The sequence below is a fragment of the Sporosarcina sp. genome (assembly GCF_029257255.1).
Classification (GTDB): Bacteria; Bacillota; Bacilli; order Bacillales_A; family Planococcaceae; genus Sporosarcina.
Genome location: NZ_JARICI010000032.1, coordinates 1 through 16,446, shown reverse-complemented (window position 1 = coordinate 16,446; position 16,446 = coordinate 1). Strand labels below are relative to the sequence as shown.

At 38.5% G+C, this 16,446-nt stretch carries 19 protein-coding genes and 3 pseudogenes; 3 read left to right on the top strand and 19 right to left on the bottom strand.

Features of this window, described 5'->3' with window-relative positions:
• The 7 genes from Q1J64_RS07245 to Q1J64_RS07215 form a co-directional block, all read right to left on the bottom strand.
• Positions 1-220: hypothetical protein (locus tag Q1J64_RS07245; RefSeq protein WP_301108408.1), on the bottom strand; the 220-nt coding region annotated here is incomplete at its 3' end.
• Positions 221-429: 209 nt separating this feature from the next.
• Positions 430-759, bottom strand: coding sequence for a chaperone CsaA (csaA, locus tag Q1J64_RS07240; protein ID WP_301108405.1), 330 nt, complete (start codon positions 757-759; stop codon positions 430-432).
• A 145-nt stretch (positions 760-904) separates the two neighbouring features.
• Positions 905-1,861 carry a C45 family autoproteolytic acyltransferase/hydrolase gene (locus Q1J64_RS07235; protein ID WP_301108404.1) on the bottom strand — a complete coding sequence of 319 codons (957 nt, stop codon included), beginning with the start codon at positions 1,859-1,861 and terminating at the stop codon, positions 905-907.
• 117 nt (positions 1,862-1,978) lie between these two features.
• Entirely contained in the window at positions 1,979-2,536 is a 558-nt protein-coding gene (locus Q1J64_RS07230; protein WP_301108403.1) for a cysteine hydrolase family protein, read from the bottom strand.
• Positions 2,537-2,807: 271 nt separating this feature from the next.
• The gene (locus Q1J64_RS07225) at positions 2,808-3,404 is read right to left on the bottom strand and encodes a YpjP family protein (protein WP_301108402.1); all 597 of its coding nucleotides are present in this window, start codon (positions 3,402-3,404) and stop codon (positions 2,808-2,810) included.
• Between the two features lie 648 nt (positions 3,405-4,052).
• Positions 4,053-4,832, bottom strand: coding sequence for a class I SAM-dependent methyltransferase (locus Q1J64_RS07220; RefSeq protein WP_301108401.1), 780 nt, complete (start codon positions 4,830-4,832; stop codon positions 4,053-4,055).
• Entirely contained in the window at positions 4,829-5,260 is a 432-nt protein-coding gene (locus Q1J64_RS07215) for a BrxA/BrxB family bacilliredoxin (RefSeq protein ID WP_301108400.1), read from the bottom strand. The genes Q1J64_RS07220 and Q1J64_RS07215 overlap by 4 nt, the downstream gene beginning before the upstream one ends.
• Positions 5,261-5,486: 226 nt before the next feature.
• Between Q1J64_RS07215 and Q1J64_RS07210 the strand changes: the two genes are divergently transcribed.
• A complete protein-coding gene (locus Q1J64_RS07210; protein ID WP_301108399.1) occupies positions 5,487-5,987 on the top strand; it encodes a YhcN/YlaJ family sporulation lipoprotein in 501 nt (166 codons plus the stop codon).
• Positions 5,988-6,042: 55 nt separating this feature from the next.
• Here the strand turns inward: Q1J64_RS07210 and Q1J64_RS07205 are convergent.
• From Q1J64_RS07205 to Q1J64_RS07150, 12 genes and pseudogenes are all read right to left on the bottom strand, one after another.
• Positions 6,043-7,320: pseudogene (locus Q1J64_RS07205) on the bottom strand (PBSX family phage terminase large subunit).
• Positions 7,301-7,840 carry a terminase small subunit gene (locus Q1J64_RS07200; RefSeq protein ID WP_301108398.1) on the bottom strand — a complete coding sequence of 180 codons (540 nt, stop codon included), beginning with the start codon at positions 7,838-7,840 and terminating at the stop codon, positions 7,301-7,303. Before Q1J64_RS07200 ends, Q1J64_RS07205 begins: the two are co-directional and overlap by 20 nt.
• Positions 7,841-7,918: 78 nt before the next feature.
• A complete protein-coding gene (locus tag Q1J64_RS07195; RefSeq protein WP_301108397.1) occupies positions 7,919-8,536 on the bottom strand; it encodes a hypothetical protein in 618 nt (205 codons plus the stop codon).
• 155 nt (positions 8,537-8,691) lie between these two features.
• A complete protein-coding gene (locus tag Q1J64_RS07190) occupies positions 8,692-9,192 on the bottom strand; it encodes a sigma factor-like helix-turn-helix DNA-binding protein (protein WP_301108396.1) in 501 nt (166 codons plus the stop codon).
• A 164-nt stretch (positions 9,193-9,356) separates the two neighbouring features.
• Entirely contained in the window at positions 9,357-10,265 is a 909-nt protein-coding gene (locus tag Q1J64_RS07185) for a PTS sugar transporter subunit IIC (protein ID WP_301108395.1), read from the bottom strand.
• Positions 10,266-10,573: 308 nt separating this feature from the next.
• A complete protein-coding gene (locus tag Q1J64_RS07180) occupies positions 10,574-11,458 on the bottom strand; it encodes an EH domain-containing protein (RefSeq protein ID WP_301108394.1) in 885 nt (294 codons plus the stop codon).
• A 30-nt stretch (positions 11,459-11,488) separates the two neighbouring features.
• Positions 11,489-11,551, bottom strand: coding sequence for a hypothetical protein (locus tag Q1J64_RS16690; protein ID WP_367183496.1), 63 nt, complete (start codon positions 11,549-11,551; stop codon positions 11,489-11,491).
• 173 nt (positions 11,552-11,724) lie between these two features.
• Positions 11,725-12,248, bottom strand: a pseudogene (locus Q1J64_RS16685) (DUF1643 domain-containing protein).
• Between the two features lie 110 nt (positions 12,249-12,358).
• Positions 12,359-13,207, bottom strand: coding sequence for a DUF5677 domain-containing protein (locus Q1J64_RS07165; RefSeq protein ID WP_301108392.1), 849 nt, complete (start codon positions 13,205-13,207; stop codon positions 12,359-12,361).
• Positions 13,204-13,395, bottom strand: a complete 192-nt coding sequence (locus Q1J64_RS07160; protein WP_301108407.1) for an XtrA/YqaO family protein — start codon at positions 13,393-13,395, stop codon at positions 13,204-13,206. Before Q1J64_RS07160 ends, Q1J64_RS07165 begins: the two co-directional genes overlap by 4 nt.
• 90 nt (positions 13,396-13,485) lie before the next feature.
• A pseudogene (locus Q1J64_RS07155) lies at positions 13,486-13,833 on the bottom strand (DNA cytosine methyltransferase); the annotation flags it as partial.
• A gap of 730 nt (positions 13,834-14,563) precedes the next feature.
• Entirely contained in the window at positions 14,564-15,130 is a 567-nt protein-coding gene (locus Q1J64_RS07150; protein WP_301108391.1) for a biotin transporter BioY, read from the bottom strand.
• Positions 15,131-15,226: 96 nt separating this feature from the next.
• Between Q1J64_RS07150 and bioD the strand changes: the two genes are divergently transcribed.
• Both bioD and Q1J64_RS07140 read left to right on the top strand, forming a co-directional pair.
• Complete coding sequence (gene bioD / locus Q1J64_RS07145) at positions 15,227-15,964, top strand: dethiobiotin synthase (RefSeq protein WP_301108390.1); 738 nt, start codon at positions 15,227-15,229, stop codon at positions 15,962-15,964.
• 7 nt (positions 15,965-15,971) lie between these two features.
• Positions 15,972-16,446, top strand: a 475-nt coding sequence (locus Q1J64_RS07140) for an aminotransferase class III-fold pyridoxal phosphate-dependent enzyme (RefSeq protein WP_301108406.1), incomplete at its 3' end; no start/stop codon positions are given.

The window sequence follows — 16,446 nt, the reverse complement described above, 5'->3', positions numbered from 1 at the left end:
AAACCCATAAGGCTGTTTCCATCGTAGGTACTACATCTAATAATGCAGCCCAATCTTTCACCTCTACCCAATCGGACACCATACTGTAATCTGCAACAATCGTTAGTGCTGTAAATGATAATCCCATCGCCATTGCCAATTTATAATCTTTACCTCTTCCATACATATAAAGATTTATACAAGTTGCTATTATTGCCATGAGACCGAATATTACCCACATAATGATATCTCCATTCACATTGAAATCTCTTATTAATCAAGACGGAACGAGGTAGTAAATGGTTCCGTAACTGCAACTAAATGACCGTAAATAGGGCTCTTCTAAAAATCGAATAATTATCGACTTTTAGAAGAGCCCTGTAAATTATTCCACAATCATGTCCTGTTACGTTGACCATGTCTATTATGATCCCATTTTTGCAGAAAACCTTAGGCAACAGGCGTACCGTTCTTAACGGGTTGTTCAGGTTGTAAAAGTACCACGTCATCTTCACCTAGAACTCCACCGATTACCAAGACTTCGGACTTAAATCCTGCGATACGTCTCGGTGGAAAGTTGACTATGGCTACTACTTGATTTCCTACCAGCTGTTCGGTCTCATATCTCTGCGTAATTTGGGCTGAAGAATGTTTAATGCCTAGTTCACCAAAATCAATTTCCAACTTCATTGCAGGCTTTTTTGCTTCTGGGAATGGTTCTGCTTTCAACACAGTGCCCACACGAATATCCAATCTTAAAAAATCCTCAATTGAAGCCAATACCATCACCTCCTATTTTTATTTTATTTATATGCTGTTAATCAATTTGGCACGTTTAAGACACTAACTTTCTGCCGTTAAAGCACTCGATTGTGATAATGAGTCTATTCCTACAGGAGTTTCAATACACAAACAAGCCAGAAGTTTACAATATAAATTCCTGCGGCTCGTTTCCAGGAGCCGTTAAAATTATCTTATTGAACTTGGGGACGTAAGAAACTGTATGTAAAGTGCCAAAGAAATTTTCATAATCCGTATAAAAGACAGGAGATGTTTGATCACTAAACCATTTATGAACCTCTCTAACAGGTCTTTGAGACTTGGACATATGAGATAATGCTTTCACCCTATCCAATGAAGAGTCAACGTTTGCTTGGTTATAGCATTTCATCTTGTCAGTATGAAACATATTCACACAAGAAAGTGATTCTTTTTCACGGTGAACGTTCGTCTTGTCTGGAGATGCTTCAAAAACAGCAAAATTACCATTACGGTCAACTAATGAATAATTGTAGCTAGCTGCATGCGGTAATTCTTTCAATAAATCAATCGCTTCTTCCACGTTTTTGCACATTTCTAATACAATTCTCACTATTGTACTCCCGATAAATCCTTTCTTGTGTAGATCATTGTTAACAAAATGCAACCCGCAAGTTAAGCCATTATGGTTCATCCCGTCTAACATACCAACCATAAGCTCCGCATTTCCACAAGTCCAATTGTCTTTATTATGTCTTTGAATGACGAAGCTTCCGTCGTAGATTAACGGACTGAAATCATAATTACGTACGTAATAATCGCTAGTGATAAAACTTGTACAACCCATTTCTAAAATTGGCATGTCATAACCACCAAACAACCTTAAAACTTCGTCCTCCGAATAATTCATACCTTCTCGAAGACCATTTAATTGATCTAACAGCTTCGGACAAAAATAATTTAACGTACTTTTGATCTCGTTCGTATTTTGTTCTAAATTCAAATTTTCTTTAATACCCGAAAGCATATTGTGATAATGCTTTGAGTTGGTTAGCATCCGTCCTTGTGCAAAACCAATATTATAATACCCTCCATTAAACTCTAATACGTCTATTTTTTTCATAATCTTTCCCTCCCTACTCTATGAATTATTTTAAATCTAGTTATTCCACTTCAATAAATTACCTCATAGCCGTTATGCATTAATTACCGCAATTGAGAAAGATGATTTCATTAAAATTTATCGGTAATCATCGTGATTAGGTATAAATAAATTTTCACTCACATTTCTAACCACCGAAAAATTATCAACATTGTAATGTCCATGGAGGACTTCATTATGATGGTTAATAATTTGCTCGGCGGTTATAGAGTGGGAATCTGTTGTGGAGTGACCATCTCCAACTAAGGTCACGTCAAACCCATTTACTGTTGCAGTTCTAACTGCTGTATCAATACAATGCTCTGTCTTGCAACCCGTAACAACCAAGTGTTCAACCATGTTATCTTGTAAAAAGTCCAATAATGGAGTGCCGTAAAACGAATTTGTAGCCTCTTTATCAAATATCTTTGCTTCTTTAGGTATATCAATATCGGGATGAATCTCGAATCCTTTACCCTGGCCTTCTGCAACATCTTTATCTCTCATGAAAACAACAAAACTATTTGCGTCTAATGCCTTTTTCAACACTGAATTAATATTATCCAACAGATTATCTTTATTAAAGACACTTTTCTCTTTTTCATTACCGTCGATTAATTCTTGTTGTGCATCAATGACTAGTAGAGCTTGTTTCAATAAAAAACTCCCTTTGAATTTAGTATAAAATTTTCGTTGTTCGTTGAAAACTGAATAGATAATATTCTACTGCTACTATATCATATTTACCATGAAAATCCTTTTTTGAAATGAAAGTACCGCTAATTGCGATGCTGATTCACTGTTATTCGGCTTGCCTGCCAGAAATATTCTACTTGATAAATAAGCTTTGCTTAAATTTGGAAGACGTTGATATCGAGCATTTAAACACGAAAAAACACTCGTTTTGACAACGAGTGTTTCAACAGTTTTAAGATAACCATTTTGGTGGTGTGTTTTTGGACCAGTAAATATCACCCAGTGTATGATGCGCGCTAAATCCGTCTTTAGCAGTGTGGTAATGGAAATTGTAAAAATAGCCGTCTATCGGACGCTTCTCTGTTCGCACATGGAAACGGATAACATCTTGTTCTGCTGTTTTGTCATAGACATGGAAGATTTTTTCGGCATAATCTCCTGAAGGCTGTTCAGTAATCGCGAGCCGGCGTTCTGATGCATTATGTAAGGTCGTCTGGATGACTGCTTCGATTCGCGGGAAAATTTCCGTATCAAATTCATTCTGGATCACGGGACCGATTCGCTCACCAAACTTTTCGTAAGACAGCGAACGTGCCGTGTCCAGCAGCAAATCTTCTTCCGAAAGCGTCGGATAAGCATGTGGTGTCAGCAAATCCTTAGGTGAGTCACCTAAATCAAGTGAATAATGCCTTTCCTGTGCCGTGGAATCGGTTTCATTCGGTTCGTCTTTATCTTGAAAGTTCAGCCAGATTTCATGGCTCGGCGTGATTGCGCCAAGCGTCAATACTGCGACAGAGGCAATCATAAACCGCTGCAGCCATTGCTTCATATTCTCCACTCCCTTCAAAATTTCGTCATACATCTTACTAAGTCATACGAAAAGAACGACAAAAGGTTTCTTCTTTCTCTAATTCATTGTACAATAAAGTCAAACTTGTATCATTCTTTTCACAAAAAGTTCGCTGATTGCAAGTTAAGCGGAATTCAACCAACCGAATCGCTGGATAAAAGGAGGTCGCAACAATGGACGTTAACATGCTGCTTGGAATCGGAATGCTAGTATTGACTCTATACCTGAGCTCCCTTAATTTCACTCATTAATTAATCAAAAGCGTAAGACGCCGTTTAGCCTCGACAGGCGTTGGAGGGCTTAAAATAAAGGCGCTTTTTGCCTTTGTTTTTTAGACTGAAACGTCCCGAAGCCTGGCGCTCGAAGCCGGATGAAAACCATTGCAAAAAGACTATGCTCACTGAGTAAATCAGCAGGCATAGTCTTTTTTGTGTGGATTTATATGCAGTAAAGGATTTTCACTTCAGCCTGGGACGCTTCCTTCACTGCGTTCAGTCCAGGGTCTCAGACTCACGCTGATCCTCGGCTTCCGTTACAATCCTACATAGCTAAATGAAGGGACATACAATGTTCTTTGTAAAAGTTATATGAAGCAGTATGAATAGTAAACTGGTCATCAATCAATGATCATTTCTCCAACACACCATAATGCACCTTCGTATTCAGGCGAATCTGCTGTCTAAAGCCAAAACGTTCGAACATCGGTGACTGGAAATGATCTTTCAATACTACCCGCCGCCTGCACACCCGCAGCGCTTCTGTCACCCACTCTTCCGTTAAGGAGTCCGCTACACCGATGTCACGTAAACTTTCAAAGTTTGAGGATTCTTCAATGGGCGTTGTAAACATCGGATCCAAAAATACAACATCATAGGATTGATCCGGACAACTTTCCAGAAACTGAATAGCATCAGAATGAATAACTTGTACCCTTCCCATCGCTTCCTGCAACAATGGGAACTCAATAGGAAAGCTACGCAGTCCAATATCGGTTAAAAAAGAGATAACAGGATCAGCCTCCACTCCTATGACACTGCCTTCCATGCCGACTCTGCTGGCGGCAATAATTGCGTCAGAACCAAGGCCGAGCGTGCAGTCCAGGAAAGAATCGCCAGCTTTTAAACCTGTTGCTTCTAGTAAAGGATCCTGTTCGCCTTTTTGCAGACGTCTTAAACGATATGTAGCAGAATTCGGATGAAAGAAAAATGGTTCATCGCTGCCTCTCTTATAAAACGAATAGCGGTCCTTCCCCGCTACGAGTACATCAGATTGATAGATGTCCTGCATTTTGGAAATGGACCGCTTTTTTCGTTCAACGACAGGAGCCTGCAAACGAACTGCTGCTTGTTCTATGAATGCAGCTGACTGTTCATCAGGGCGTCCTGCCGTTGTAATGATCAGGCTCACTGACCGACAACATTCGTCAGTACATCGACGAGGTGATCTTTGATTTGTTCTTTCTCAAAGTTCTCGATTTGTTCACGGGGAACGAAATAGGCAAGTTTGCCCTGGTTCCAAATTGCAATCGATGGAGAGCTTGGCGGAATTTCAGGGAAGTGCGCACGCATTGCTTCTGTCGCTTCCTTATCCTGTCCTGCAAACACTGTCAATAAATGATCCGGCTTCACTTGCTCCACTGCCTCACGTACTGCGGGGCGTGCCAAACCAGCTGCACAGCCGCAAACCGAGTTGATCACAATAATTGCTGAACCTTCTAAGTCTTTTAATGTATCTTCTACTGCCTCAGCTGTCGTTAGTTCAGTAAATCCTGCAGTTGTCAATTCTTCGCGCATCGGGGTAACAATCCCGCGCATGTATTCATCGTATGCGTTCATAATTTCTCCACCTTTCATTCTTCTTCATATGCTTATAGCATCTAACTATATGGTAACCCATATTTCGTGTACTTTCACGTTATTACTATTTCTTGGTGATTTTTTATTAGATATCAGTTTTTGTCTTTACCTACTATTGAATGATCATGGTTTTTTTATTTTTGGACACATGAAAACCCTTCTTTATGGGCACACTAGAAGTGAATACGCATAAGGAGGAAAGTAAATGAAAAAAACAAGTTTTTTAATGATTGTTCTTTTGCTTGCACTGGTCGTGATGGGTTGTGGAACAAAAAAGGATAACACAACTCCCGTTGACGAAAATACTACTACGAATGAAACATCAAATGGTACCGTCAACGAAAATGCTCCTACCCCTAGTACGAATGTGACCAAGGTAGAGACTGCTGATGAAGCTGCAGAAAAAATCACTGAACTGACAGAGGTCGATAGTGCCACTGTACTGGTTACTGATCATAACGCTTATGTTGCTGTTGTCCTAAAGGATACGGCAGTGAAAGAAGCGACAAAAGAGCTGGAGAATAAAGTTGCTGAGAAAGTCCGATCTTCTAATTCTGCTATTGAAAATGTCTACGTTTCCCTTAATCCAGATTTCGTAGAAAGAATGACCGGTTATAGGGAAAAAGTTAGCGCAGGAGAGCCAGTGGAAGGATTCTTTGATGAGTTTTCGGAAGCTATGAAGCGAGTATTCCCTGATGCACGTTAATATCTCAACGATACTGAAAAAGACTCAACTTTCTAAAATGGGTTTTTATTCCTTTTTATAAATCTTGAAAATCCGGATTTACAACCATGCCGCCCAACGTAAATTGGTATTCGAGATAGTCCTGAAAGTGTTTATTAAATTTATTATCTTTAAAAATCCCTTCAATGTTATCTGCTAATTCATCATCGTCAATGTTAATTTCACAACGTTCATTAAAAATTAGTGTTGCCATTTCTTGAGTAAGTACTTTCGGCATGTTCAATGTCGCCATGCGCCGTTGCTTCGGTCCGTTGATTGTTTGATCATTGTTATCAGCTCTGCTTATTTGAATTCCTAGCAGATGCATTTCTTCACGCAATGACTTACACGCCGGGTGGACAAATACTTCTGTATAACGCATTTCAAACTTTTCAACGGACCACTTCATGAATTTATTGATTTCCTTAGTATAAATAGACATAGCCTTGGTCTGTCCGGTATCAGAGCCGCTATAATAATAGTTCGCCGTAACAGACGGAACTTGCCTTCAAACCTGACAACCATGTTGCAGCTGCATGACGTAGCATCTGACTGCCCACCATCCGCCACAAAGTATATTTCATACCTCTTACCACGAATCGCCGGAAGACTATTCACATTCAAATCAAACACGGAATAGATCACCCCTTGCGGCATAACTCGTTCTCCAAACCAGTCACGTCGCAACAAATACGGATTCTTCTTTAGAATCTCGTGTATCTCTTACTTTCGTCTGTGATAATTGGATTGTCTTGAATGGTCCAATGCAGCCAGTTTGTATTCTGCACTTCGAACACTTCTTTGATTACTGGATGGAATGGAGCCGGTGGGTTCAACTCAACCAAATGATACCGATCCTGAGCGGCAAACGTACGTCTAAAACATTCCTGAATCATGGACATATGCAGAAGGTTAATCTCACAAAAAACTACACTACCCAAGGACATCCCTGTGATAGCGCCGACACTGTTCGATTTCCCCCACCTTTGTAATACACCTTTTTAATTCTGTTCGGCGTATGCACTTCTAGGTGCGATCCGTGTTCATCATGTTTTATTTCACATAAGTTACCGAAAATATGCATAAGGCCAGTGCCGTCACCATCTATAAATAGGCGAAAGGCTTGCTCCTGGTTGTAAGCGACAATCAGATGGTTTGTGTCTCTGCTCCACGTTAGGTAATCAGCATAACGGAAGTGACCCGCTGTCGTCTTACCTGAACGGGGCGTGCCTTCGAAGACATCAAACGTATGGTCATATGGATGATAGATTGTTTCTTGCTGTTTAGAAGAAAACTTAATCTTTGTTTTGCTCATAAAGCTTCCGCCCCTCTAAGAATGCATCCAGTAAACCAGTGTCTTTCGTAGTTCCTCTAATTAGTTTAGTTCGTTCTTCGATGAACTCAGTTTCAGCTTTTACTTTAGCAATCTGCACTTCAGTCATGTTTAACTGTCTATTTAATTTAGGATCAAACATACCAATATGTTTTCCAATCAATTCAGTTACCTTGTTAGCTCCTGTACTGTCAAATTCATATTCTCCTGTTTCCACTAAGCATTGTTCAGCTTGGTCATACTCCATAACTGGAACAGCTTGCATGGATCTGTCCGATATATCTTTCAAACGTTTAAGGACCCAGTAGGCATCCAGTTCCAATTCATCTACTCGTTTAGACTTCAGTTCCTTTACACGCGCGAGAATGTCAACATTGGTCAACAATCTCTGCCCTTGTGATCGTGCCGTCCTCTCACTGTAACCCGCTCTAATAGCTTGTGTAGCGATCAGATCAATGAGAAATTCCTTGCAGAACACTTCCTGCCTTGCATTCTGTTTCACTACACATCACCACCCCCATCTTTGCTACTCTTATTTTTAGGCATATAAAAAGCATCCCAGATGGAATGCAATAATGAATTAGTAATATTTATAGTCTTTTTCCAAAGTTTTAACTCGCATATTTATTTTCTGTACAATCTTCTTTACATCTTTTATGTTTTCAGGTATTTTTTTGGTTGCAAATTTTTTGTTATATTCGTCTGTTCCATTAGCTTGCTCGAAGTTAAGAATCAACCAACCATATTCATAGATTAAATTTCTGCCCTCTTGATAAATGCTTATATCTAATCCAGATATTGAATTGATTAAATCTTCTCCTTCACTTTCGATTTTCTTAAAAGTATTTAAAAACTTTATATCGGCTTTCTCGGTGAATAGAGCCATATTCTCTAATTTTTCTACCCACTCCACAAACTTATCCAACTGCCTTTTGTGTGAAATATATCTTAAATATAAGGAATATTTCCTTTCATGGTTAATACCAATATACACTCCGCCCAAAGTTAAGATTCCCGAGATGATGCCACCAAAAAACGATCCCCAAAATCCTAGCCAAGAATTAAAATCGCCAGAGGATCCTTTAAAAATATCATTAGTTGCTAATAAATTCACACATACCGGTATAACAGAAATTAATAGTATGCCAATTATAATAACAGTTGCTGTAAACCTATGTTTTTTTAATAGATTCATCAAAATCACTTCACCTCCCCTAATGATAATATCAGGAGGAACGAACTAAGACAATCACTCGTTATGTATGGGGCTGTAGGTAGTCGTTCAATCGCTCGAAAGCAGCCCTCCTTTAATGGTTCCCCTCACTAACATAGACTTTGTACGTCTTCCGTACGTCATGAAACATTTTTCTCGACTCTTTCACTTACTTTTTGCCTTGCCCGTTCAATGTACTGTTGAACAGTTCTCTTCTTCAACCCAGCCTCATCAGCAATTCTTCCCATGCTCATCCCTTGTCTTTCATGAAGTACATAACACTGTCTTTCGCGATGTGACATAGATGCGAAGATGTCCGCTAGTATCAACCTTGCTTCCTTGCTGATAAACAGATGTTTGTGGTCCTCTTCCAGCTGCTCTGCAATATCTGGAATCGTCTCCATGCTATCGATATATTGTATTTGATAGACCGCACGCTTTTCAGCCCCTCGATATGTTCCTGGTTGCCGTCCGGTTGCCATCCAGTCGATAGAGAAGGCCATACTTTCCATCATACTGTTAATCTGCGTTAAATCATCCATATTCGAACGGCTATTTCTATCCAATGCCTTCGCTCGATTTTCCAGTTCCAGTTGCCCCATTGTGTATTCTTCAATCATGTCGTTTGCCCAATCCCGCATGATGATTCCCCCTTATTTCTGTCTAAAAGCTCCAACTTTTGCCCGTCTCTTGCAATGTCCTCATATCCTCACTTCCTTTTCTGAAATAAAAAAAGAGGACAACAAATGACTCAGCGTAATGCTGCAATCAAATGTTGTCCTCTGGATGGCCAGGGGGACTTATTCTATTGATTAGGATCTTCCGGCACTTCCATTTCGTTCAGTTTGCAACTTTTAATAATTTCTTCTCTTACAACTTTTCGTGATATTTCCGCCTGTTCAATATACTTTCCTTTATAAACTGTATCCCAGTAATATATTTTTTCTGAAATCACATACTTTTGTTCAGCTACTAATTCCTCTATTTTTATATTGTGTATTTTCAGATGAATCTCATCTGTTTCACTTCTCTTTTTCTTGTTATTTAATTTTTTAACTTCGATTTTTATTAAATCAATCTCATCTTTTGTACTCCATATAGATTTTCCAATTATATCAATAAGTTTATCATATTCTTCTTGTAACAATTGTAATCGTAGTTTTATCTCATCATCCATTAGCTTATCTATGCGATTCCAAATCAATGGGTTAGTTTTTTGTTCCTTAGAAACAGCATCATATCTAGTGCCGTCAGTAATAAACACATAATCAATTGCTTGCTCTTTGAGCTTTTTCAGAGTGTTTCTAATTTTAATAACTTCAAATTCAAATCGACGTAAAAAGTAAATTTGATTCTTATAGTTTTCTCTCTCAACCCTAGTAGCTTCTTCATGTTGTTGTTGCTTCCAGAAAATTAATTGATTATTAAAGTTCTCTTCCTGTTGCTCTATTCTGAACTTCAAATCTCTTTCAAAATTAACTTTTTGTTGATTCACCTGGACTTTAGAAACATATATAGCTATGAGGGCACCTATTATCCCTCCGATAAATGATCCAGAATAACTTCCAAAAAATCCAATCCAATCATTATCGACAACAACTGGTATAATGTTTTGACTAAAAATAACAATAAAGTTGATTGCCAAGGGAATTAGCAAAAAAATAGCTATACCAAATAATACAACAAACTTATTTTTTTTAAGAAAAACCTTCAAAATGCCTCCTCCTTTTCTTCTTGCGTACACCTTTCTGTTTCCGGAATAAATATTAATCATAAGAAAAAACATAATAAGAAAAGGCATCCAAATAACTTTAGAGACATTAGTATTACTAAATGAAAGAAACATTAACATTGAGTAAATTATAAGAACACATAAAAATAACTCGATCAGAATTCCTCGCCCTCTTTCCTCCGCATTGAAGGATGCGTCACAATTCGATATTACCCATGTTCCATTTGGGACAACAAATGACGCAGCGGAATGCTGCAATCAAATGTTATTCTCTGGTTGGCCAGGAGGACTTATTTTAAATTAACTCTGTTCCGCAAAATGTTTTTCCCCGTGTCTGTTATGTTTCCAAATTCATCTATCATCTCCGTCTCGAAAAGGTTATCCAATATCGTCTTTGAAATGTTTCCTTCCGCAAGATCTTCTTGAATAGTTTTTGTTAAAACTGAGTAATCTATCTCCCCATTATTAACCAAATCTAAGGTCCATATAGTTGCGAGTAGATAATTAACGCTTGAAGCTTTCATAAGTTTTCGGGTGTGAATTTTTTTCTTTAAAGACTCATTCTCACGTTGCAAATCTGAAAATATCTTCTCATATCTTTGTAGTTCTTCTCTTGACACTTCTCCAGCTTTCATTTTTTGTATCAGTTCGTTCATATTTTCATCTACCTTTTTCAAAATATCATTTTGTGTCCCTGCAGTTGCTAAAGGTAAATTATCAAATCGCTTATTAATCCTGTCACTATAATTTTCTATATTTCTTAACGCTTCACCAAATTTCCCTTCCATCGCTGATAATGTTTTCGCTATATCACGAGTATGACTAAACGACCTGTCATAAAACTGGTTACTTTGTTCAGTAGCTTTAAAATAAAAAGTCGCAGCTAAGTATATTGAGAAAAACGCCAATAAAGTGGTTAATATAGTAGCTGTATCGATATTGGTACTCTCATTGTTAATGATAAACCTATAAAATACCACGGCAAAGATTAATACAGTGAACATCACTCCGACAAATACCAACAACCAACTATTTCTATTTTTTATTTTCTCCTGAATAGAGTAATCCTCTTTTTTCAAAACGTTATAGTTAATAATGGTATTTTCATCATTATCTGAAAGTGTTATTTTATTCCTTCTACGCTCTTTCATTTGCCTTAAATACGATAAACTCACTAAAACTCTTCCCCCTCTTCCCTTCGCATCCTACGAACTTTCCCCCTGGTGCGTCACAATCTTGTATTCACCGTGCTCTGGTAATTCCCACAACTTCGCAACCCCATCCTAAATTACCACAACATAGTTAGTATCTAGATCTATTATATCACTCTATAATTTACCATCACAGTTATTCACTACAAAAAAAGACAACAAATGACGCAGCGCAATGCTGCAATCAAATGTTGTCCTCCAGTTGGCTGGGGAGACTAAATCTATTTAATTTAAAATAGGATAGGCTGTAAATCAGATTTTAAATAAAGTGGATGTCTTGGATGAATCTTGTTCTTAGTTTTTTTAATACAATAAAGGTCATAACTTCTCATCATTTCTTTAATCTCAGTATCTCGGTTCCTTATGGAACCGTGTTTCTCGCCCCAAGCTAGAATAACCTTACTAGAATTCTTTACTGCTTCTAATATATATCTGTCATTTTCTTCTCCACTGGTTCAACGTGATTTAACAATTTATCTGGATCAGTAGAGATATGAGCAAATAAATTAACAATTTTCATTCCGCCGTATCCCCAAGACTTTGAAAACTCTACACATCTATTTAATGTCGGATCACAAATCTCATAATCAGCTATGCTTGGATTTAGCAATAAGAAAGTAACTTTATCTTGTTCATTATCCCAATTACATTCCAGTAAGTAACGATATTTTTCATTCTGTTCTCTAGAAAAAACCACTCTAACACTTTCATTCGCTCCCCAATATCTATGTCTTGGTTTCAGTGTCAAAAACATTCGTTCCCTTCTCTTTGTGAACCCTTGCCTTTTCACTACGAAAACAATAAATGACGCAGCACAATGCCGCAATCAAATGTTGTCATCTGGTTGGCCAGGGGGAAACAAAACTATTTCATTCGATATTTAAGTCTTACGTTAGTTTCAAATAATACCTTCTTACTATTTAATTCGTAGTAACTGTATATAGTCTTAGTGGCTTCAACAAGGGAGCGTGTACTCACTAAAACAGGCAACAATGAATCTTCAATTTTTTGTTTTTTTATATGGACATAAGCAGGAGCTGAACCATCATTTTTTTCCTCTTTGAGATTTAAATCCTCAATTTCTTGAATATCAAAAAGGCTCATTACATCACTTGAGTGCACCTCGCGCGAAAACATCCTGTATACCAAGTTATATTCTCCTTCAAGGTTTAATTCGTTACACAATTGTTCAATATTCGTGATAGATTTATTTTGATTTAAATCATACCATTTGCTTTTCTCCTTTCTTAACATCAATACATCAGAAAAAACAGACAGACGGATATCAAAATTTATTTTACTTTCATCAAAAGTGGCCGCAATATCACTTTCATTCATCCCTATAAAACTTCTAACTTTTCGACCGACTTTTCCTCTTTCGGTTAATAGGCTATACAACTTGTTTTCATCTGTCCTTGCAGATAAAGCAAAAGATCTCCCTCTAATTCTGGTGTCTTCTTTTAAGATGTAACTTAGGTAAATGAAATTTTCAAATATACTTCGTGTAATAGATTGTAATGAAAAGTAATGATTATTCTCAATTAATATTAGTAAAGAATTAATCTTTCCCAGCATATCTTCGAACAAACAGATAATTGCTTTGTCCTCGAATTCAAGAACTTTCTGTTCGGTTGCAAAAACTTCTTCAATTACATCATTGGATAACCTATCTGTATGTCTAAGAATATACTTAAGATCGTTTATAGCCTTCAAAACTCTTCCCCTTCTTCCCTCCGCATCCGTCTGACTTTCCCCTGATGCGTCAAAATCTTATATTCACCATGCTCTGGTAATTCCCTCACTTTCGCCTTACCCTCCGAAATTACCACAACACAGTTGATCGGTAGTTCCATTATATCAATATTTAGCATTCCTTGGTCATTTATCGACAAATTTTCCATATTCACCAGGACCCCTCCCATGTGTTACAATATTGTCAGCTACGACGGGGAGAGATCTCTGTCTTTTTTATTTGCTCAAATTGCAACCAATCAGCGATACTTACTTTCTGCAGCACACAGTTCAGGAAGAATTGCTCTCACCAAGTGTTCTGCAAAAGGTGGTGGAATCGAATTCCCACATCTAGCAACCTGTGCAGATTTCGGATATCTGTTACCCATATCGTCTTAATCAATGATGTACTCTGCCGGAAAACCCTGTGCATTAAATAGTTCTCTCGGCTGCAACATACGCATTCCGATATCTGCAATGCGATATTCTTTGCCATGGACCGTCACTAGACCGAATCTGTCCTTTGTCGGAATTGTATGGAGCGGCATATCCAATGTCTGTCCAATTCCAGATCCGTAGTATTTAGTGAGAAATGCAGCTATCAAACCAAATCGATTGGCCGTTGTAGGGGTTCGCATAGTCTGCTCCCTCTTACCTCACTGCCTTGATGCGTGTAATAATGCTGAATAAAATACGCATTATCATCAACAGCGCATTCATTCTTCGAAAAAAGCAGACTGTTAAAGAAATTGAAAGTGAAGTAGTAGCGAGATGTATTTGGAGATTCGTGAATTGAAGGTATTTTTAATCGAAGTGGACCGTTACGGAAATTTCGTCTAAATTGTGCTGATCTATCTAATTGCATTTACTGGCATGCGTTCCGGTGAAGCAATTGCTCTCCGTGAAACTGATGTGTGTTTTAAAACTTCACAAATCAGTATAACGAAAACACTCTATGGAGAAACACGATAAATAGAGAGCTATGATATTATGCCCCCTTAAACAGTCACTAGTGTTCGCGAGGTGGATGTCGATCGGAAATTCATAGACATGTTGCAAAGGCTGATTGAACATAAAAAAACAACGCGAGTGTACAGAAAGTGATTTTTTGATTTCGACAAAAGACGGCCACCTTCCTACTGTCGATTTGCTACGTCAAGTCGTGAGACGCATAGGAGAAAAAGCAAGTCTAACTAAAGGAATATACACGTACTGCTGCGGCATACCCATATTAGTATGTTGGCTGAAGGTGCTTTGATAGTGAGAATTAAAATATACCTGTGCAGAAGACAATCGTGTGTTTACACATTCACGATTGTTTCCCGTACAGGTACTTTTTTACGTCAAGTGCTTATGAAGCGGCTGAAACTTAATTGCTTTCTGAAGTCTCGGAATCAAAACAAGCGACAGAATGGTAACTCCGATATCCAGCGGTAAATAAGCAACCATCCATGACCAAGCAATCAGGTAACTAAAGCCTGCTGGTGCTTCCACCCAGTACATATAAGCAAAATACATATAATTTGTGCCAATAAGATAATTGACGGCTATTGCGAGAAAACCTGCCCCTACATAACTGAACCATTTCTGCTTGTGCTCAAAAAACTTCCCTACGATATACGCTACGAAGATGAAAGAAATAATGTAGCCGAACGTCGGACTGATAAAACTGCCGAGTCCCCCTTTAAATTGAGCGAATATCGGAGCACCAGCTAGTCCAATAAATAAATAGGCAAACATCGACAGAGCCCCTAATCTACTGCCGAGTAATCCCCCTGCCAATATCGCAAATAATAACTGAAGAGTGACTGGTACTCCCCCGATTGTCAACAACGGAGCAATGTTCGCTCCAACCCCCATTAGCGCAGCAAATAATGCGCAGACTACAATTTCTCTTGCTTTCATTTTCCCATCTCCCATTTTTATATTGTTGTCACTGAAATTATATGTTAACATAATTTTATATTTAGTTAACATATATTTTTAAAAAGGAGCTAAATTATGTCTGTATTATTTATTACCGGCACAGATACCGATGCAGGAAAAACCGTTGCGACAGTATTAATCAGTGAATTTTTAGCTGATAATGGTCTGAATTTCATTCCTTTCAAACCTGTACAAACAGGTGCAGTCCTACATAACGGCAGCTTATCGGCACCGGATATTATGACGTATGAACTTTCATTGGGCATAAAACAGCCTGTTGCGGAATTTTTATTCACCACTCCTTGCTCACCCCATTTGGCAGCCAAGTTGGACCATGTACAGATCGATACAAACAAATTGACTCTATCCGTGAATAAATTAACCAGAAATCATCAAGGGGTCATGGTGGAAGGTGCAGGAGGACTCTTTGTGCCGCTCACTTCGGAAGGTTATTGCATGATCGACTGGATGGAAGAATTGAAAGCACCCGTTGTATTAGTGGCACGCGCGGGTGTCGGGACAATCAACCATACGCTGCTTTCGATCGAAGCGATGAAAAATAGGGGGATTCAAATTGCAGGACTTCTATTCAATGATTTGGCGCAGGATGAACCAGAAATAATCGCAGACAACATTCAGATGATCACTAAAATGAGCGGTGTTTCTGCGATCGGGATGATTCCCTATCAGCAAGATATTCAACAGACCTTACTTGATCGGGAAAAGAAAAAGAAGTGCTATGAGAAATGGGATTACACAATTTTAGAGGAGGCGTTACAAATTGGAAGCAAATCAGCTGTTGGAGAAAAGTAAGCAATACATGTGGCTGCCGTTTACACAGATGTCGGATTACGAGAAAGACCCGCTCATCATTGCAAGCGGTGAAGGCGTGACGGTTACGGATATACATGGCAACACGTATTTGGACGGGTATTCATCTTTGTGGCTGAATGTACACGGCCACCGTAAAAAAGAGTTGGATGAAGCAATTCAAACTCAATTGCAGTCCATTGCCCATTCGACGTTGCTCGGCGCGGCAAATATTCCTTCGATCTTGCTGGCGGAGAAGTTAGTGAAGTTAGTGCCAGAAAAGTTAACAAGGGTATTTTATTCAGATAGTGGTGCGACGTCAGTCGAGATCGCTGTAAAAATGGCTTATCAATATTGGCAGAATAAAGGGCTGGAGAAGAAGTCTCGATTTGTAACGCTTAGTAATGGATACCATGGCGATACAGTCGGTACGATGAGTGTCGGTTCCATCGAACTCTATCACAAAGTCTATACTTCCCTATTAT

Coding starts and splice junctions, on each gene's coding strand:
- Q1J64_RS07235 (WP_301108404.1), bottom strand. CDS start 1,861: ATGAAAAAAATAGACGTATTAGAGTTTAATGGAGGGTATTATAATATT.
- Q1J64_RS07225 (WP_301108402.1), bottom strand. CDS start 3,404: ATGAAGCAATGGCTGCAGCGGTTTATGATTGCCTCTGTCGCAGTATTG.
- Q1J64_RS07215 (WP_301108400.1), bottom strand. CDS start 5,260: ATGAACGCATACGATGAATACATGCGCGGGATTGTTACCCCGATGCGC.
- Q1J64_RS07210 (WP_301108399.1), top strand. CDS start 5,487: ATGAAAAAAACAAGTTTTTTAATGATTGTTCTTTTGCTTGCACTGGTC.
- Q1J64_RS07190 (WP_301108396.1), bottom strand. CDS start 9,192: ATGCGGGATTGGGCAAACGACATGATTGAAGAATACACAATGGGGCAA.
- Q1J64_RS07160 (WP_301108407.1), bottom strand. CDS start 13,395: ATGGAAAATTTGTCGATAAATGACCAAGGAATGCTAAATATTGATATA.
- Q1J64_RS07150 (WP_301108391.1), bottom strand. CDS start 15,130: ATGAAAGCAAGAGAAATTGTAGTCTGCGCATTATTTGCTGCGCTAATG.
- bioD (WP_301108390.1), top strand. CDS start 15,227: ATGTCTGTATTATTTATTACCGGCACAGATACCGATGCAGGAAAAACC.